The 19,004-nt window shown below is 65.8% G+C and carries 12 protein-coding genes; 2 read left to right on the top strand and 10 right to left on the bottom strand.

What is annotated here, in order from left to right; translation table 11 throughout:
• Positions 1-35: 35 nt before the first annotated feature.
• The 4 genes from nagZ to ACFOHJ_RS24575 all read right to left on the bottom strand — a co-directional run bounded on the left by nagZ (position 36) and on the right by ACFOHJ_RS24575 (position 7,290).
• On the bottom strand, positions 36-1,055 hold the full coding sequence (nagZ, locus tag ACFOHJ_RS24590) for a beta-N-acetylhexosaminidase (protein WP_378225745.1): 1,020 nt from the start codon (positions 1,053-1,055) through the stop codon (positions 36-38).
• A gap of 125 nt (positions 1,056-1,180) precedes the next feature.
• Positions 1,181-4,129: an SPOR domain-containing protein gene (locus tag ACFOHJ_RS24585; protein ID WP_378225743.1), complete on the bottom strand. Its 2,949-nt coding sequence runs from the start codon at positions 4,127-4,129 to the stop codon at positions 1,181-1,183.
• Between the two features lie 103 nt (positions 4,130-4,232).
• Complete coding sequence (argS, locus tag ACFOHJ_RS24580; protein WP_378225741.1) at positions 4,233-5,990, bottom strand: arginine--tRNA ligase; 1,758 nt, start codon at positions 5,988-5,990, stop codon at positions 4,233-4,235.
• Positions 5,991-6,057: 67 nt separating this feature from the next.
• Entirely contained in the window at positions 6,058-7,290 is a 1,233-nt protein-coding gene (locus ACFOHJ_RS24575) for a deoxyguanosinetriphosphate triphosphohydrolase (protein ID WP_378225739.1), read from the bottom strand.
• A gap of 70 nt (positions 7,291-7,360) precedes the next feature.
• Between ACFOHJ_RS24575 and erpA the strand changes: the two genes are divergently transcribed.
• A complete protein-coding gene (gene erpA, locus ACFOHJ_RS24570) occupies positions 7,361-7,708 on the top strand; it encodes an iron-sulfur cluster insertion protein ErpA (RefSeq protein ID WP_378225738.1) in 348 nt (115 codons plus the stop codon).
• Positions 7,709-7,729: 21 nt separating this feature from the next.
• On the opposite strand, the gene ACFOHJ_RS24565 is transcribed toward erpA, so the two are convergent.
• Together ACFOHJ_RS24565 and ACFOHJ_RS24560 are read right to left on the bottom strand one after the other, a co-directional pair.
• The gene (locus tag ACFOHJ_RS24565; RefSeq protein ID WP_378225736.1) at positions 7,730-8,878 is read right to left on the bottom strand and encodes a metallophosphoesterase; all 1,149 of its coding nucleotides are present in this window, start codon (positions 8,876-8,878) and stop codon (positions 7,730-7,732) included.
• Between the two features lie 76 nt (positions 8,879-8,954).
• Positions 8,955-10,439, bottom strand: coding sequence for a nucleobase:cation symporter-2 family protein (locus ACFOHJ_RS24560; RefSeq protein WP_378225781.1), 1,485 nt, complete (start codon positions 10,437-10,439; stop codon positions 8,955-8,957).
• Positions 10,440-10,581: 142 nt separating this feature from the next.
• Between ACFOHJ_RS24560 and xth the strand changes: the two genes are divergently transcribed.
• Positions 10,582-11,376 carry an exodeoxyribonuclease III gene (gene xth / locus ACFOHJ_RS24555; RefSeq protein WP_378225734.1) on the top strand — a complete coding sequence of 265 codons (795 nt, stop codon included), beginning with the start codon at positions 10,582-10,584 and terminating at the stop codon, positions 11,374-11,376.
• A 219-nt stretch (positions 11,377-11,595) separates the two neighbouring features.
• Here the strand turns inward: xth and ACFOHJ_RS24550 are convergent, their stop codons facing one another.
• The 4 genes from ACFOHJ_RS24550 to ACFOHJ_RS24535 all read right to left on the bottom strand — a co-directional run bounded on the left by ACFOHJ_RS24550 (position 11,596) and on the right by ACFOHJ_RS24535 (position 18,859).
• The gene (locus ACFOHJ_RS24550) at positions 11,596-12,417 is read right to left on the bottom strand and encodes a tetratricopeptide repeat protein (protein WP_378225779.1); all 822 of its coding nucleotides are present in this window, start codon (positions 12,415-12,417) and stop codon (positions 11,596-11,598) included.
• 469 nt (positions 12,418-12,886) lie between these two features.
• On the bottom strand, positions 12,887-14,122 hold the full coding sequence (locus ACFOHJ_RS24545) for an outer membrane protein transport protein (RefSeq protein ID WP_378225732.1): 1,236 nt from the start codon (positions 14,120-14,122) through the stop codon (positions 12,887-12,889).
• 351 nt (positions 14,123-14,473) lie between these two features.
• The gene (locus tag ACFOHJ_RS24540; RefSeq protein WP_378225730.1) at positions 14,474-17,257 is read right to left on the bottom strand and encodes a valine--tRNA ligase; all 2,784 of its coding nucleotides are present in this window, start codon (positions 17,255-17,257) and stop codon (positions 14,474-14,476) included.
• An 87-nt stretch (positions 17,258-17,344) separates the two neighbouring features.
• Positions 17,345-18,859, bottom strand: a complete 1,515-nt coding sequence (locus ACFOHJ_RS24535) for an NAD(P)H-hydrate dehydratase (protein ID WP_378225728.1) — start codon at positions 18,857-18,859, stop codon at positions 17,345-17,347.
• Between the last annotated feature and the right edge of the window lie 145 nt (positions 18,860-19,004).

Here is a 19,004-nt window from a genome sequence, read left to right as displayed (position 1 = left end):
CTGCGCCAACGCTGTCCTGTTTCCTTCCCGTCCGTTCAGACCACCGCCTCGAAATAGGTGGCGAATTCCTCGCGGATGTCGGTTTCCTTTGCCTCGTCGCGCTTGCCGATGACGGCCATTGCCCGCTCGGCGCGCTTCAGCGCCTTGCCTTCAAGCCCTTTCGTGCGCGAGGCGATGCCCGCCATTTCCTCGAAAACACCGTTGCAGTGAAGGACCAGATCGCAGCCCGCCGCAAGGATGGAGGCCGCCTTTGTCGGGAAATCCCCAGAAAGTGCCTTCATCGAGGTGTCGTCGCTGATCAACAGTCCGTCGAAGCCGATCTCGCGGCGGATGACCTCCTCGATGACCCGGCCGGAGGTGGTCGCGGGATTTTTTGGATCGACAGCGCTGAAAATGACATGCGCGGTCATCGCCGCCGGCAGGTCGGCGAGCCGCCGGAACGGCTCGAAATCGTGCCGGCGCAGCGTGTCCAGCGAGGCGTCGACGGTGGGCAACTCGAAATGGGTGTCGGCAAAGGCGCGGCCATGGCCGGGAATGTGCTTCATCACCGGCAGCACGCCGCCCGCCATCAGGCCGCTTGCTGCGGCACGGCCGAGCCGGCTGACGCTCTCCGGCTCCTTGCCATAGGCGCGACCGCCGATCACGTCGCTGGCGCCCTCGATGGGCACGTCGAGCACCGGCAGGCAGTCGGAGCTGAGGTCGTAGCGCGAAAGGTCGAAGGCGTGCAGACGGCCGAGCAGCCAAGCGGCGCGCTCGCCGGCGTCGTGGTCGTCGCGCCACAAGGCGCCGAGGGCCGCGCCGGCGGGATAATCGGGCGCCAACGGCGGGCGCAGGCGCTGCACCCTGCCCCCTTCCTGGTCGATGAACACGGGCGCGTCCGGCCGGCCGATACAGTCGCGCATGGAGGCGACGAGGTCGCGGATCTGCTCCGGTTCGCTGACGTTGCGCGCAAACAGGATGAAGCCCCACGGACACTCGCCGCGATAGAAGCTGATTTCCTCGCGGGTCAGCGATTTCCCGGCACAGCCGAGGATCATGGATTTTGATTCGGTCATCGGCGCATCCTACGATCTCGCACGGATAAAGGGAATCGCCGCCCAAAACAGGGCGAGACAACGAAAATCCGGCGCGGTTTTCACCACGCCGGATCGTTTTTCGGGACTCGGGCCCGGGCGGGCCGTTACTTCGACACGAAGCAATTGCCGCCAGCCGCCTTGTAGCTCTCGCACAGCTTGATGGCGTCGTTGCGCGAATCGGCCGGGATGCGGACGCGGTAGAACGTGCCCTTGCCGGCGATCTCGGCCTTGACGATGCTGACCGGCTTCCCGCCCAGCACGCCGGCATAGCGGCGGGCGAGGTCGTTGTAGGAGGACTGGGCGGCCTCCGCGCTCGGCTGCGAGGCGATCTGCATGGCCCAGGCGCCGGAAGCGGCGGTGGCCGGGGCGATGGCAGCGACCTGGTCGGGCTTCACCTCGCCGACGACGTCGACGGGCTGGTCGGACGGACGCTGCGGCGCGGCAGCGACGGTCTTGGGCGTCGTCGGCGACTGGTTGCCGGCTTTCGCGGTGGGCTTCGGCGCCGGCTCCTGCGCATCGGCGGCGGCCGGCACGGTTCCGGTCTGGTCGCCGGAAAGCGGAGCCGTGCTGACACGCTGAGGCGCGGGATCGGCCGGCTCGGTGGCCGCCACGGCGGTGGTGTCCTCACGCGGGGCGAGCGTCCCGTCCGGCTTCACGATCATGGTGCGGACCTTGCGCGGGCTGACCAGCGCGACATCCTCCTGGTCGGCGTTCGCCGCTGCCGTCTGCGTGCTCGGGTCGAGCCTGTCTTCCGACTTGGCGCGCGGCGCATCCGCTGCCGCCACATCGCCGGCTCCATCGCCCGCATCCTCGTCGGCCGGCAGGTCGACCACGCGGTTCTGCGGCGCCGCGGTGTTCACGTTGACCGGCTGCTGGGCGTCGACGACCAGTTTCTGCTGCTCGGGCGCGGTGGGCTGGATGCCCTTCGCCACGGCCTCGTAGACCTTGTTGTCCTGGTTCGGCACCACGGTGCCGCCCGGATTTTCCGGCTTGACCTTGATCGGCGCGTCGTCGGCCTTGACCAGCACCGGAGCGCCGCCGCCGCTGCCGCCCGGCGACAGCAGGAAGGCGCCGAGGCCGCCAACCACGACCACCGCCCCGACGACCGCGGCGGCGATCAGGCCGCGCCGGCTGGGTTGCGCGGCGCCGGCCGTCGCGGCGGGTTCCGGCATGGCGATCGCTTCGTCGAATTGCGGATCGTAGTCGAGCGGATCGGCATCGAAGCTTTCGGCGGGCGCAAAGGGGCGCGCATCGGCGTTCGCGGCATCGAAGTCCGCCGCATGGGAGGCGGTAGCCGCAGCAGCCGTCGCGGCGGCCGCACCCGGCATGACATAGGCCGGCGTGTCGTCCCACTCCGCCGCCTGCCTGAAGCCGGACTCGTACGGCTCGTCGTCATAGGTCGAGGTCTGGGCCGGCGGCGGCGCGAGATCGGCTTCGTTGATTTCGTTGATCAGGCCCGCGAACTCGGCATCGAGGTCGTCGAAAGCGGCCGAAGCCGGCCTGTCTTCCTCGAACACCAGTTCGGGCAGGTCGAGATCGTCCGCCAGCGCCTCGACGCGTTCCGGCACATCGACGGTCTCGACATCGGGAATGCCGTCGTCGACGACGGCGGGGGCCGCCTCTTCCTGCGGCTCGACCTGTTCGACGGCTTCCTGCGTCTCGGCCGTGTAGGCCGGTTCCGGCTGGTAGGCATAGGCATCGGCGGCCGGCTCCTCGACGACCGGGGCCGCAGGGGCTTCCTCGGCCGTATTGGGCTGTGCCGGCTGGACCGGCGTCGCGCGGTTCCAGGTTCGGGAGAAGATCGACGCCGCCGGAACCGGCGCCGCAGCCACCTCGGCCTCGGCCTCGGCATCGTTGGTGAAGGCATCGAGATCGGCGGGATCGAAGTCGATGTCCACGTCGCCGGCTCGCGCCTGTGCTTCATCGTCCTGCAGGAGGTCGGCGGCCAGCGCATCGAGCGCCGATGCAGCATCGTCGGCCGAAGCCTGATGCGCGCCATAGCCCGCAGCCGCGACCTCGAACGGATCGACGGCCGGTGCCTGATGGGCGCTGTAGCCCACGGCCGCGACGGCGAACGGATCAACCGCCGGCGCCTGGGGCGTGCTGTAGCCCGCGGCGGCGACCGCGAACGGATCGACGGCGGGCGCGGCGCGCTCGTCCGCGGCCTGCACCTGCGGCAAGGGCGTGTCTTGCGGCTTGGAAATGCTCGCCCCCATGTTGCCGAGCAGGGCGTTCAGTTCGTCTTCCAGGCTGCGCTCCTGCGGCGCGGCAACGGGCTCGACGGCCGGCGCGGCGGCTTCGACCTCGTTCAGGTCCAGCGAGAACGCGTCGTCGAAGGGATCCTCCGCCTCCGGCGCATCCGCCAGGAAATCGGCTTCCTCGTCCTGTGCCTCGACGGCGATTTGAGGAGCGGCAACCTGTTCGGCGGCTGGGGTTTCGGCCAGTTCGTCGTCGAGGTCGAAATCCAAATCGACCTCGGCCATGGCATCGTCGAAATGCGTTTCGAAATCACGCGCCGGCGCAGCCTCGATTTCGGGCGCAGCGTCGTCTGCGAAAACGTCTTCCTCGGCCGCGGCAGCCCTCTCTTGGCGATCCGACCAGTCCGTCCGGCTGTCGAAGGCCGGCGTCTCGAAGGTCTGCGTCAAGGCATCGTCGAAGTCGCGGTCGAAATCCACTTCCGGCGCAGGCGAATGCCCCGCCTTGTCTTCTGCAACGCCGAAATCCTGCATGGAGGCGGCGATCGCCTCGTCAAGCTCATGCGCGGAAAAGTCGTGTGAAGGCGCTTCATGCATGGCAGGCTCGGCCGGCGAAACCGCCACTTCGGGGGCAGCGTTCACCGCCGGCGCGCGCTCTTCCTCGTCGAGGCCGAACTCCCCCATCAACTCCTTTTCGAGGTCGATGTCGAAATCGTCGCCGATGACAGGGTCCAGCGCTTCCTTCCGGGTTACCGGCTGGCGCGGATCGAAACCCATGATCCGGGTCAGTTCCGCAAAAGGATCGTTATCGGAAATCGTATCGCGGTCGGCGAATTTGAGGGGGGTTCTGTCTGCCATCTTCGTTCCCGAACTCGTATACAGTCGGACGCCATGGACGCCGCGCAAGGTTGGCCACTACCAGCGCAATGTGGGCAAAAGGTGACAGGTTTATTAGTCTATTCTAACGCATTTCGGAGGGCGCTTCCGCCCCGATCAACGCCAGACCGGACGTCAAAACATCCGAAACAGCCTGCACCAGACCCAGCCTGGCAAGCGTCAATTGTCGGTCGTTAACCTTAACAAACCGTAAGTCCGGATTCTCGGTGCCCCGGTTCCAGTGCGCATGGAAGGCGCTGGCCAGATCGTAGAGGTAGAATGCCAGCCTGTGTGGCTCCAGCGCAAGCGCGGCGGACTCGATCAGGCGCGGATATTCGGCAAGCTTGCGGACAAGCCCGATTTCGCCTTCGTCGGAGAGTTCCCCGCTCGCCGCGGCCAGGACCGTCCGGTCGAACGACTTGTCGCCCAGCTGCTCCGAGGCCTGCCGGAATACCGAGTGGCAGCGCGCCGAAGCGTACTGCACGTAGAAAACCGGGTTGTCCTTCGACTGCTCGGTGACCTTGGCGAAGTCGAAGTCGAGCGGCGCGTCGTTCTTGCGATAGAGCATCATGAAGCGGATCGGGTCGCGCCCGACCTCCTCCACCACCTCGCGCAGCGTGATGAAGTCGCCCGAACGCTTCGACATGCGCACCGGTTCGCCGTCGCGGTAGAGCTTCACCAGTTGGCAAAGCAGCACGGTGAGCTTGACCTTGTCGCCGGCCACTGCCCGCGCCAGCGCTTCCAGCCGCTTGACATAGCCGCCATGGTCGGCGCCCAGCACATAGATCAGGTCGACGAAGCCGCGGTCCACCTTGTCCTTCAGATAGGCGACGTCCGCGGCGAAATAGGTGTAGGAGCCGTCCGACTTGACCAGCGCCCGGTCGAGGTCGTCGCCGACGGCGGTCGAGCGGAACAGGGTCTGCTCGCGGTCTTCCCAGTCGTCCGGCTTCTCTCCCTTGGGCGGCGGCAGCTTGCCCTTGTAGATGTGCCCCTTGAGCGTCAGGTCGTTGATTGCCGAGCGGATCTTCCTGGCATTGTCGGCGTGCAGCGTGCGCTCGGAAAAGAACACGTCGTGGTGGACGTTGAGCAGCGCCAGGTCTTCCTTGATCATCGCCATCATGGCGTCGATGGTGCGATCCTTGACGATGGCGAGCGCCTCGTCCTCGGGCATCTGCAACAGCGAGCGCCCGTATTCGGCGGCCAGCGCCTGCGCGACCGGCACCAGATAGTCGCCCGGATAAAGGCCGGCCGGGATTTCCCCGATGGCATCGCCTAATGCCTCGCGGTAGCGCAGCATGACGGAGCGGCCGAGCACGTCGATCTGCACGCCGGCGTCGTTGATGATGTATTCCTTGGTGACGTCATAGCCCGCGAAGCCCATCAGGTTGGCCAGCGCGTCGCCGACCACCGCGCCACGGCAATGGCCGACATGCATCGGCCCGGTCGGGTTGGCGGAGACGTATTCGACATTGACCTTGCGGCCGTGTCCGATGCGCGAGCGGCCGTAGTCCCTGCCCTCGCCGAGCAGGCCGGCGAGATGGCCCTGCCAGAAGCCGCCGCGCAGCCTGAGGTTGACGAAGCCCGGCCCGGCGATCTCGGCGGAGGCGACATCGCCGTCCTGCCGCAGCGCCTCGGCGATCCTTTCGGCCAGCGCGCGCGGGTTCTGCCCGGTCGGCTTGGCCAGCACCATCGCCGCATTGGTCGCCAGGTCGCCATGGGTGGCGTCGCGCGGCGGCTCGACGGCGATGCGCGACAGGTCGGGCGCAGAACCGTCCTTGTCCTTCAGGTCAAGCGCTTCGACGATCTTGACGATCCGCGCGGTGAAGTCGGCGAAGATGTTCATGGCAGGCTTTCAAAGAATAGGAAATGCGCAGAAATTTACGCTGTGAGCGTAGATTCCATGGCTCGCCCTAGCTCAAATCCGGCGTATGGTCAAACAAACGCTGGTGCTCGCGAATGGCGTAATTGTCGGTCATGCCGGCGAGGAAATCGGCGACGTAGCGCGCCTTCACGCGCTCCTCGGCACGGTCCAGCCCTTCGCGCCAGCCGTCGGGCATGGCGCGCGGGTCGGCGAAATAGACGTCGAACAACTGCCGCACGATCCGGTCAGCATCCACCCGCACCCGCATCACCTCGGGATGGCGATAAAGGTGCTCGTACAAAAAGGCCTTCAACTCCTTTTCGGCGGCGGCCATCTCGGGCGAGAACCGCACGATGGTCTCGCCGGCGCCGCGAAACTCATCGGCGCTGTGCGGCGCGATCCGGGCGAGATTGGCGTGGGCGGTGACGATCACGTCCTCGACCATGCCGGTGATCTGGCGGCGCATCAGTTCATGGCCCGTGCGCACCGGATCGAGCGCCGGATAGCGCTGGCGCACCGCCTTCAGGATCGAGCCCGGAAGCGCCAGGTCCTCCAGCATCTCCAGTTTCAATAGGCCCGAGCGCAGGCCGTCGTCGATGTCATGGGTGTTGTAGGCGATGTCGTCGGCAATGGCGGCGCATTGCGCCTCGATGCCGGCGAAGCGGTCGAGTTCGAGGTCCTGCAATTCGTTATAGGCGCGAATGGTGGGCGGCAACGGCCCATGCAGCCCCTCCCCCTTCGCGTCGACCAGCGGGCCGTTGTGCTTGACCAGCCCTTCCAGCGTTTCCCAGGAAAGGTTGAGGCCGTCGAACTCGGCGTAGCGATGTTCGAGCCGCGTGACGATGCGCAGCGACTGGGCGTTGTGGTCGAAGCCGCCCCAGTTCGCCATCTTCTCGTTCAGCGCCTCCTCGCCGGTGTGGCCGAAGGGCGTGTGGCCGAAATCGTGGACCAGCGCCACCGCCTCCGTCAGGTCCTCGTCGCCGCGCAGCGCCCGGGCCAGCGCCCGCGCGATCTGCGCCACCTCGATCGAATGGGTCAGCCGGGTGCGGTAGTGATCGCCTTCATGGGCGACGAAGACCTGCGTCTTGTGCTTGAGACGGCGGAAGGCGGTGGAATGGACGATGCGGTCGCGGTCGCGCTGGAAGGGCGTGCGCGTCGGGCTTTCGGGCTCCGGAACCAGACGCCCCCGCGACAGCGCCGGGTCGGTGGCGTAGTCGGCGCGCGGCCGGTAGCCGAAGCCGATATCGCCGAGAGCCCCCGCGCTCTCCCGTTTCTCACCCATCATCTCACCAGTTGACTTGGCTTGCCCTGCTTCATACCTATCAAGGGTAATGGAAAGCAAGGTGACGCCCATGGGCGCTGATGCAAACATCCCTACAAACATCGACGTAACCGATGCCGCCTTCAAGCGCATCGCAAAGATCGTTGCCGCCGACCCCGGGAAAACGGCGTTGCGCGTTTCCGTCGAGGGTGGCGGCTGCTCGGGCTTTTCCTACAAGTTCGACCTGGTCGAGACCCGTAACGACGACGACCTCGCCATCGAGAAGGACGGCGCGACGGTACTGATCGACGATTTGTCGGCGGTCTATATGGGCGGATCGGTGATCGACTTCGTCGATGACCTGATGGGCCAGTCGTTCCAGATCAAGAACCCCAACGCGGTTGCTTCCTGCGGCTGCGGCACCAGCTTCTCGATCTGAGTCCCGCCTTCCGGGCTGCCGTCACAGCGCCTTGCTGAAGGCGTTGGTGAAGGTCACCCCGCCGTGGTCGTCCGCGGCCTCCCCCAGCACGACCTCCATCTCCTGCCCGGTGATGCGCGCCAGCGCGAAGCCGCCCATATAGGCCGCCTTCGGCTTGAACAGGTCGAGCCCGTCGCGCTGGTAGATCATCGGCGTCTTGTGCTGGTGGCCATGGAAGACGCCGACGACGTTGTAGCCCTTGAGCACCGCAAGCAGCGCCTGGCGCTCGGCTTCGTTCCACCAATGGGCGATGCCGTCTCCTTCGTCGTCATAACGATGCTCTGCCTTGTCCCACGCTTCGAGGGAAAAGCTGTCCCAGCCATAGTGCTGGAACACCACCACCGGCCGCCCGTCGGCGGCATTGGCGGCAAGGTCCTGCTTCAGCCACGGCAGGCCGCTGGGGGCGCCGTGGCCGGTATCGCCGGCAAAGCGATGCGTCTGCACCAGATGCAGCCCGCCCCAGTTCCAGGAGTAGCAATCGGAATCGACATCGTAATTGTCTGCCGGAACCGGCGGCTTGAAGAACACGCCGGCCCGGTGATTGACCTCGACATAATCGCGCAACTCGCGCCGATACCAGTTGACGTGACCCGGCGGCCCGTTCTGGTCGAGATCGTGGTTGCCAAGGCCCGCATAGACCGGAAAGTGGATGCGGTCCGGCCCGACGCCTTGCTGGTAGCGCTGGGAAAATTGCAGCAGTTGCGTGCCTTCGCTCGGTAGCGTCACCTGCCCGCCCCCGTCATCGGTCATGTCGCCGCCGGTGATGACGCCGAGCGGCGTCCCGATCTTCTGGCCGGCAAGCCGCAGGCCGGTCGGCGACCCGCCGATGGTGGACGGCCAGGCCTGGTCCGCGATGCCGTTGAGGGCGGCGATGTTGCGCAAAAGGTTGGCGTCGGTCTTGCCTTCCTGCTGGCAGTTGGGGCTCAGGCCCTTCGCCATGCGGCAGGCATGGACATCGGCAACGAACAGGAAGGTGGCGTCGACGGGCGGGGGCGCGGCGCGCGCCGGCCGGTATGCCGAGAAAGCCGCGCCAGCCACGGAAGCCGCGGCAACCTGCCCTAGAAACCTGCGCCGTGTCAGCATCGTCGCCGAATGGCCGTTCCACTCATAACACCATGGCCAGTTGACCATAGCGGTGTTCGCCCGTCCAGCGCCGGCGAGCCAGGCCCCATGAAAAAGGGCCGCCGAAGCGGCCCTTTCCGGTGGCTTACGCCTCGCTCGACATCGCCGCTTCGCGCAGGCTCGAGACATCGCCGCTCGCCCCGTTGAAGACGAGGTTGAGGACCACGGACACGACCGAGGCCAGCAGGATGCCGGAATCGACCAGCGGGCCTATCACCTTGGGCAGCCACATATGGAAGTTCGGCGCCATTGCCGGGATCATGCCGAAGCCGAGCGCGATCGCGACGATGAACAGGTTGTTGCGGTTGCCCTTGAAATCCACTGCGGAGAGGATGCGGATACCGGTCGCGGCGACCATGCCGAACATGACGATGCCGGCGCCGCCCAGAACGACGGTCGGCAGGGCCTCAACCAGCGCCCCCATCTTGGGGATCAGGCCGAGCACCACCATGATCGCGCCGCCGGCCACGCAGACGAAGCGGCTCCTGATGCCGGTGACGCCGACCAGCCCGACATTCTGCGAAAAGCTGGTGTAGGGGAAGGTGTTGAAGATGCCGCCGAGCAGCGTGCCGAGGCCGTCCATCCGAAGGCCGCAGGACAGCATCGGCTGCGATATCTTCGTGTCGGTCATTTCGCCCAGCGCCAGGAACATGCCGGTCGATTCGATCATCACCACGATCATCACCAGCACCATCGTCAGGATGAGGATTGGGTTGAAGATGGGCGCGCCGAAATGGAACGGCATGATCGGGGCGAACCAGTCAGCAGCCGCCACCTTGTCGAAATGCATCAGCCCCATCGAGGCCGCGATGACGCCGCCGACGACGATGCCGATCAGCACCGCGACATTGCTCAGGAAGCCCTTGGTGTAGCGGGCAATGGCGATGATGACGGCCAGCACGACCAGCGACAGCACGATGTTGGACACCGGCGCATAGGCGGGGTTGCTCATGGTCGGCGCGAGCGCCAGTTCGACCGGGCGCGGCGGCAGCGTCGAGCCCACCGCCCCGACCGCGTCCTGCATCGCCTGCAACCAGGCGGCATGTGCCGGATCGACGATCTTGGGCGCAGTCTTGCCGACCGGCAGGCCGAAAATCCAGTCGATGCCGATCTTCATCAGCGAAACGCCGATCACCAGGATGATGGTGCCGGTGACCACCGGGGGGAACAGCCTGAGCAGGCGGCTCATGAACGGCGCGATCAGGATGGTGATGATGCCGGCGCCGATGATGGCGCCGAAAATCATGCGGGCGCCGTCCGTACCGGGATTGGCCACGGCCATCGACACCATGGGTCCGACCGCCGCGAAGGTGACGCCCATCATCACCGGCAGCTTGATGCCGAACCACTGCGTGGCGCCCATCGACTGAAGGATCGAGGCGATGCCGCAGACGAACAGGTCGGCCGAGATCAGGAACGCCACGTCGGCGGCTTCGAGCTGCAGCGCCCGCCCGATGATCAGCGGCACGGCGATCGCTCCCGCATACATCACCAGCACATGTTGCAAGCCGAGCGTGAACAGCCGTGGCAGCGGCAGCATCTCGTTGATGGGGTGCACCGCAGGAGACATCGTCGCAGAAGACATGAAGGTCCCTCCCTTTTTCCGCTCCTCCCGGTCAAACCGGGTTTCCTCCGACGGAGCAATGGTGCAGGATTGCCCGGAACGGGCGCCCGCGCCATCAAGAAGTCTTTGAAATTATCGCGTGTTTTTCATGAAGATTGCGACCTGGAACATCAACGGCGTCAAGGCCCGCCTCGGCAACCTGCTGCACTGGCTCGGCGAAAGCGCGCCCGACATCGCCTGCCTGCAGGAGATCAAGTCGGTGGACGAGCAGTTTCCGCGCGCCGAGATCGAGGCGCTCGGCTACAATGTCGAGACCCACGGCCAGAAAGGCTTCAACGGCGTCGCCATCCTGTCGAAGCTGCCGTTCGACGAGGTCAATCGCGGCTTGCCGGGCGACGACACCGACGAACAGGCCCGGTTCATCGAAGGGGTGTTTTCCACCGACAAGGGAGCGCTGCGCGTCGTCTCGCTCTACCTGCCGAACGGCAACCCGATCGATGACGAGCGCAAGTTTCCCTACAAGCTGTCATGGATGGCGCGGCTGGAAAGCTGGGCGGTCGAGCGGCTCGAACTGGAAGAGGCCCTGATTCTGGCCGGCGACTACAACGTCATCCCCGAAGCCATCGACGCAAGGCATCCGGAAAACTGGCTGGGCGACGCCCTGTTCCAGCCGCAGACGCGGCAGGCCTGGCGCCGGCTGGTCAATCTCGGCTTCACCGAGGCCGTGCGCGCGGTGACCGATTCCGGCGACACCTATACGTTCTGGGACTATCAGGCCGGCGCCTGGCAGAAGAACAACGGCATCCGCATCGACCACTTGCTTCTCTCGCCCGAGGCCGCCAACCGATTCTCCTCGGCCGACATCGAAAAGCACGTCCGCGCCTGGGAAAAGCCGTCCGACCACGTGCCGGTGGCAATCGAACTCGATGTGAAGGCGGCCTGAGGGCGCTACCTGGAACAATCGCATAAGGCGTAGCAGCCTCCCACTCCGGTTTGCTTCGCAAACCACCTCTCCCCCTCAAAAGGGGAGAGGAAGGACGCTGCGCTCGCCCGAAGCGTTTCCTCTCCCCGTCGATCGGGGGAGAGGTGGCTCGGCGAAGCCGAGACGGAGTGGGGTCGGGCCTCACACGCTTTCGCCCCGCACGGCAAGGCATCTTCCCAATTACTGGCTGGCGCCCTTGGTCAGGATGTCGTCGGCGAGCGAGATGGCGGTGCGGCGGTCGGCTTCCGGGGCCACGGCGAAGGCTTCTTCCTGCATGCCGCGTATCCAGGGCCGGTCACCAGGTGCTGCGCGCGCCAACGCCACCGTCATCATGGTCAGGCCGCGCACCAGCTTGCCGCTCTGGAACAACAGGTTGCCGAGCGTCGCCTGCGCGCCGGCGTGGCCCTTTTCGGCGGCCAGTTGCAGCCAGCGCCCAGCCTGCTTGATGCTCGCCTTGACGCCGCCCTCGCCGTTCAGGAACATCTTGCCCATCTCGTACTGGGCATCGGGATTGCGGTAATTGGCGGCGGCGCGCATGTAGTATTCCTGCGCGGCGACCGGGTCGGCCTTGATCGGCGTGCCGGGAATGCCGGTCATCGAATAACCGCCGAGCGCCACCAGCGCATCGGAAACGTAGCTTTCCTCGGGCGAACCCGGCTCGACGTCCTGCTCGGCGATCTCGCTGAAGAACTTGTAGGCGGAGTAGCTGTCCTGGGCCACGCCGTCGCCCTGCGCATACATGCGGGCGAGCTTCCAGGTGGCGCCGATCTGGCCGTTCTCGGCCGCGTAGCGGTATGCCTCGACCGCCTGGTCCTTGTGGCCGTTCTTGTAGGCGGAAAAGCCGAACTGGAACACGGCCCACGGGCTCGACTGCGGCTTCACCCCGGTCTTGTCGTCAAACACCTTGTCGTCGAAGGCCGAGGCCTGCTGGACGGCGCAAAGGGTGGTCGCCGCCACTAGCATCGAACATGCCAACGATCTTGCCAAACCAGGGACGCGCATAAAACGGTACACGTTTCTCCAAGTGCCGTCGGCGGCGCCACCAGGACGCCGCCTCGCGATGCCCGCGACCGACGCACCGACACCGATCACGGTGGAGCGGGCGCCCATGGCCAAGCGGTCTTTGATCGAAATCTGCCTTGCCATTTGGTCCAAAGTACGGCCGGTCGGCGCAGGCGGAATCTCGCGCGGCAAACCGGTCAGGAACACTGTCTTGACGTCCATCTAAGCCCCTGCCGCGATCTTTGCGGCCCGCCTCTTCGCCGCGCCTTCATGGCGCGTGTCCGGAGACACCAATGTTGGTGCCCCCGGTTTATGGCGGGAAATGGGCAAATTCGACCCCGCTGGCGGGAGTGCGGCATGTTCGCAACAAACTGTGGCAGAAACACCACAGGGACATGTCACGGAGGGGGCGTTCCCTCAGGCGGAAACCCGGAGGGATTTGATCAGTTTGGCAAGCAATCTCAGGCGCTTACCACTTCAGGCTATAGCCGAGGTTAAATGCGAAAGCGTAGCCGGCCTTGACCGCTTGGTCACCGTGCCTCCCGTCGGGATCGCTATCGGTGATGTTCGGATCGGCGCCGTACTTGGTCTCGGCGGCGGAGGCCAGATAGGAGAGGCCGACCCCTCCCCGCAATTCACCGCCGATCCTGTCCTTCATCGTGACGCCGACCGCTGCGGTATAGACATCGCCTTGCAGGTCATAGCCGGTGCTGACGCCGCGATCCCAGGTCAGGCTGACGAGGCCGGAAAAGGTGTCGTTGAACTTGTGGCCGAGGCCGCCGGTAACGGTCCAGCCGTCGCGCCAGTAATATTCGTCCGACAGCAGCAGCATGTCGCCCTCGACGGAACGCACGTCGAGCCTGGTCAGCGAACTCCAGTCGGTCCATTTGACCGCGCCGAAAGCCAGCCAGTCGGGAGCGATGCCGGTCTGGAATTTCAGTTCCACGCTTTGCGGCAGGCTGCCCACCCCATAGGCGTCGAGTGGCGTGCTTTGGAGAGGATTGCCGCCGGCGAAGGGATTGAAGACGTCCGGAACGCCCTGATTCTTGAGCGCCAGATACAGGACGCCGCGCGGCGCGGTCGCCGTTCCCTCGGCGCCGTAGTCGGTTCCCGACCGATACATGATCTGTCCGCGAAGCGCGATTTCAGGGATTTCGTAGGCCGCGCCGATACGATAGCCGTATTTTTGTCCCTCGAGGTCGAGAACACCTTCGCCCAGACCGACCGCGGCGTAGGAATCCTTGCGAAGGTAGTCCAGGGTCTCGGCAAAACCGCCGCCCAGCACCCAGAGCCTGCCGGGGCCGACATCGAAACCGAGGCCGCAGGTCGCGGCCGTTTCGTAGGTCGTGAACTCCTCCAGCACCTTGCCGGAAGCCGTCGGAAACTCGTACTTCGCCGAGCCGCCAATGTTGTTGACGAAGGTTCCCGCGCAACGAAGGTTGTCGCTGAGGTTGATCTTGATCGCCGCCGACGGGATCACATAGTCTTCCGTGTATCGGGTGCCGACCAGTTGCGGATTGGGGTTGCGGCTGAACTCGCGGCGGGGGCTTACATAGGTGACGCCCGAGCGCATGTTGAAGTTGCCGTCCTCGTAGAGGATGTCCGTATCGGCGGTGCCGCGCGAAAAGCCGCCGGCATAGGCGGACCCGCCTATCGCCAACGACAGAAGTGCCGTCCCTGTCAGCGTTTTCAAACGCGCGTGCATTGGTCGGTCTCTCCCCGGAAAATCGACGGACCAAGCTAGAACCGGAGATGGTTAACGGGACAATAACGAAGATTACCCAACGTCACCCGCCGAGGCCTTTTCGGGGCGCATCCGCCCTCCGGAATCGACCCGAGAGGGGCGGGAATCGCGCAAAAGCACCCGCCGGCGGCCCCAAAAACCGCGTTTCCGGTGGGAAAACAGCCGATTTTCGTGGCCAAGTGCCGATTTTGTTACTTTAGCGCAACAATAATAAAGAAACTTACGCGCACGTCAGAAATCAGCGCGCAGAGGGCGGTTTCAGCCGCCGCGCGGGGCCGGAAAGCGGCCTCGCGCGGTTCGTGTTACGCAGAATCACCCGGCGTCTTGGACCCTTGCCAGGGCCACCGCGAGCTTCTCCTGCGCCGCGCGATACTCGGCGAGTTTCTCGCGCTCGGCGGCAACCACGTCCTCGGGCGCATTGGCGACGAACTTCTCGTTCGACAGCTTCTTGGCCAGGCGGGCGATTTCCTCGGTGACCTTGGCCACCTCCTTCTGCAGGCGGGCCGCCTCCGCCTTGAGGTCGATCAGGCTGCCGAGCGGCAGGCACACGGTCGCCTCGCCGAGCACGATCTGGGCGGCACCCTTGGGCGCGCTCTCGGCCAGCGAAACCTCGCCGACGCGCGCCAGGCGCTTGATCGCCGAATCGTGGCGCGCCAGACGCTCACGCGTCGTGGCATCGGCGCCGATCACCACCAGCGGTGCGATCGCCGCCGGCGGCACGTTCATTTCCGAACGCACCGAACGGATGCCGGTCACCAGGTCGACCAGCCAGTTGATGTCGGCGGCGGACTCGGCGTCCTCGAAATCCGGGTCCGGCCAAGCCGCATGGCAAAGCAGCGACGAGCGTTCCGCGCCCTCACCCGCCGTCTCGGCCCACAGTTCCTCGGTCATGAACGGCATGAACGGATGCAGGAGCTTGTAGATCTCGTCGAGAACGAAGGCGACGGCGGCGCGGCTTTCGGCCTTGGCGGCCTCGTCGTCGCCCATGAACACCGGCTTCAGCAGTTCCAGGTACCAGTCGCAGAACTGGTTCCAGACGAACTTGTAGGCAGCGGCGGCCGCTTCGTTGAAGCGGTAGCTGGTGATGCCATCGGTGACGGCGCGCGCGGTGCGCGTCAGTTCCGTCAGGATCCAGCGGTTGACCGCCAACCTGGCGTCGCCCAGCCAGAAATTGTCGTCGCGCGCAACCTCGTTCATCTCGGCGAAGCGGGTGGCGTTCCACAGCTTGGTGCCGAAATTGCGGTAGCCGGCGATGCGCGCCGGGTCGAGCTTCACGTCGCGCCCCTGCGCCGCCATGATCGCCAGCGTGAAGCGCAGCGCGTCCGCCCCATACTCGTCGATGAGGTCGAGCGGGTCGATGACGTTGCCCTTCGACTTCGACATCTTGGCGCCGTTCTTGTCGCGCACCAGCGCATGCACATAGACGGTGTGGAACGGCTCCTCGTCCATGAAGTGCAGGCCCATCATCATCATGCGGGCGACCCAGAAGAAGATGATGTCGAAGCCGGTCACCAGGACGTCCGTCTGGTAGTAGGTCTTCAGCTCCGGCGTCTGGTCGGGCCAGCCCAGTGTCGAGAATGGCCACAGCGCGGAGGAAAACCACGTGTCCAGCACGTCCTCGTCGCGGGTGAGGATGTCGCCCGGCTCGAAATTCTCCAGCCTCTCCTCGACCCAGGCCTTCCACGGCCCTTCATGGGCGAGATAGTGCTGGATGGCGGCGTCGAGCGCTTCTTCCTCGGACTTCTCCACGAAGATGGTGCCGTCGGGACCGTACCAGGCCGGAATCTGGTGACCCCACCAGAGCTGCCGCGAAATGCACCAGGGCTGGATGTTCTCCATCCAGTCGAAATAGGTCTTTTCCCAGTTCTTCGGGACGAAATTGGTGCGGCCCTCGCGCACCGAGGCCATGGCCGGCTTGGCCAGCTCGGCGGCGTTCACGTACCACTGGTCGGTCAGGTAGGGCTCGATCGGCACGCCGCCGCGGTCGCCGTGCGGCACCTGGTGGCGATGCGGCTCGATCTTGCCTAGGAAACCGCCCTCCTCCATCAGTTCGACGACGCGCTTGCGCGCCGCAAACCGGTCGAGGCCGTGCAGCGAATTCCACACCGCCTGCCGCTCCGGCGTCGAGTCAACGCCGGCGAGGAAGTCCTCGTTATCGTTGATGTATATCGCGGCCTCGACGGTCAGGACGTTGATCGCCGGCAGCTTGTGGCGCTTGCCGACCTCGAAGTCGTTGAAGTCGTGCGCGGGCGTGATCTTCACCGCGCCGGTACCCTTCTCGGGATCGGAATATTCGTCGGCGACGATCGGGATTTTCCGACCCACGATGGGCAGGATCACGTTCTTGCCGACGAGGTCCCTGTAGCGCTCGTCCTCGGGATGAACCGCGACCGCCGTATCGCCCAGCATCGTCTCCGGGCGCGTCGTCGCCACGGTGATGAAGGTCGTGGGGTCTTCGGCGTCGTAGGCGCGGCCTTCGATCGGATAGCGGAAATGCCAGAGATTGCCATCGACCTCCTTCTGCTCGACCTCGAGGTCGGAGATGGCGGTCAAGAGCTTGGGGTCCCAGTTCACAAGGCGCTTGTCCTTGTAGATCAGCCCTTCCTTGTAGAGCGTGACGAAAACCTCGAGCACCGCCTTCGACAGGCCTTCGTCCATGGTGAAGCGCTCGCGCGACCAGTCGGCCGAGGCGCCGAGGCGCTTCAACTGGTTGAAGATCGCGCCGCCGGATTCGGCCTTCCACTCCCAGACCTTCTCGACGAACTCTTCGCGCGTCAGGTCGCGGCGATGGATTTTCTTCTCCGCCAGCCTGCGCTCGACCACCATCTGCGTGGCAATGCCGGCATGGTCCATGCCGGGCTGCCACAGCACGTTCTTGCCGCGCATGCGCTCGAAGCGCACCAGGATGTCCTGCAGCGTGTTGTTGAGCGCATGGCCCATGTGCAGGGAGCCGGTGACGTTCGGCGGCGGAATGACGATGGTGAAGGCCTCCGCCCCCTCCTCCGAACCCGCCCCGGCGCGGAAGGCATCCGCCTCCTCCCAGATTTTGGCGATCTTCGGCTCGACGGCTTTGGCGTCGTAGGTTTTTTCAAGCATGGAAAAGGCGTCCGCACTGTCGGGATTTTGCGGTCACGGTAAATCGGATGGACCGCGGCAAGTCAACTGCATGTGGAATAGGCAACCCTATGTAGAGTTCGCCAGGCTCCTTAACAACGGCACCAGCGCCTGCGGCAGATCCTCGGCAATCAGGCCCGGCCCGAAGCTGCTGCCGGCCTCGGCGTGCAGCCAGACCGCCGCGCACGCCGCCTCGAACGCCGGCATGCCCTGCGCCAGAAGGCCGGCGACGACGCCGGCCAGCACGTCGCCCGAACCGGCGGTGGCCAGCCAAGGCGCGGCGTTGGCGTTGATGGCGGCGCGGCCGTCGGGCGCGGCGATCACCGTATCGGCGCCCTTGTAGATCATGACGGCATGCGAGCGGGCGGCGGCCTTGCGCGCCTTGTCCAGCTTAGACAGGCTGTCGTCGCCGGCAAGAGAGGAAAACAGCCGTGAAAACTCGCCTTCATGCGGCGTCATCACCAGTTTCGCCGCCCCCTTTGCCCCCGCCGTTATGAACAGCGAGGCCGGGTGGTCCTCGAAGGAGGTGATGCCGTCGGCGTCGAGCACCAGCCCTTCGACGCCGTTTTGCCGCCCCTGCCCGTCGCCGAGCACGGCCAGCGCGAAGTCGCGGGCTTTCTCGCCGACGCCGAAGCCGGGGCCGAGCACGAAGGCGGCAGGACGGCTGTCGTCCAGGATGGCGGCGAGGGTGGCGGTATCGTCCACCTTGCGCAACATGATCGAGGTCAGGTGCGCGGCGTTGACCTGCATGGCGTTGCCTGGCGACAGCACGGTGACGGCCCCGGCCCCGGCGCGTGCGGCGGCGAGCGCCGACAACCGTGCCGCACCGGTCGCCGAAGGTCCGCCCGAAAAGACGTTCACATGGCCGCGCCGGTATTTGTGCGTATCGGCGGCCGGCCGGGGAAATCCGGCCTGCCACAGCGCCGGCGTGTTCTCGAACGTCTTGATCCTGAGTTCGCCGATGACGGCATCGCCGATGCCGATATCGGCCAGCACGACCTCGCCGCACAGTTGCCGGCCCGGCAGCAGCAAATGCCCCGGTTTCTTGCGGGCAAAGGTGACGGTCACCTCGGCCTGGAAGGCACAGCCCAACACCCTGCCACTGTCGCCCGAAACGCCGGACGGCAGGTCGACCGCGATCACCGGCAGCTTTCTTTCGGTGGCGATGTCGACCGCGCGCGCCGCATCTCCCGCCAGCGGTTTCGACAGGCCCGCCCCGTAAAGCGCATCGATGACGACGGTTCCCGGACCGGCCTCGAAGCCGGCGAGTGCCTGCGGCGTCAGCGGGCATTCGGCCGCGGCAAGCGCGGCATCGCCGCCCGGCCGGGGCGCGCCGACTGCCCACAGCGACACCGCAGCGCCGCTTTCATGCAGGAGGCGCGCGGCCCCGTAGCCGTCGCCGCCATTGTTGCCCGGCCCGCACAGCACGTGGAAGCGTTCCGCCGCCGGATGGCGCGCCAGCGCGAGCGAGGCCACCGCCTGCCCGGCCCGGCGCATCAGGCCGATGCCGTCGAACGGGCCGGCGGCGATGGCGCGGCGGTCGGCTTCGGCCATTTCGGCAGGCGACAGAACTTCATTGCTCATGGCGCAAAACATCGACCAGTTTTTTCGCCAGCGCAACGCATCATCGCCGCTTCCGGCAGCGCACATCGTTCGAGACGATGGGGCCGCAGGTCCAGGCCTCGCCACTTTTGTGGGCAACCTGCCTAAAAAACAGGCATAATACCCC

This window comes from Aquamicrobium soli (assembly GCF_042646345.1).
Classification (GTDB): domain Bacteria; phylum Pseudomonadota; class Alphaproteobacteria; order Rhizobiales; family Rhizobiaceae; genus Mesorhizobium; species Mesorhizobium soli_A.
This window is presented reverse-complemented; position numbering and strand designations above follow the sequence as displayed.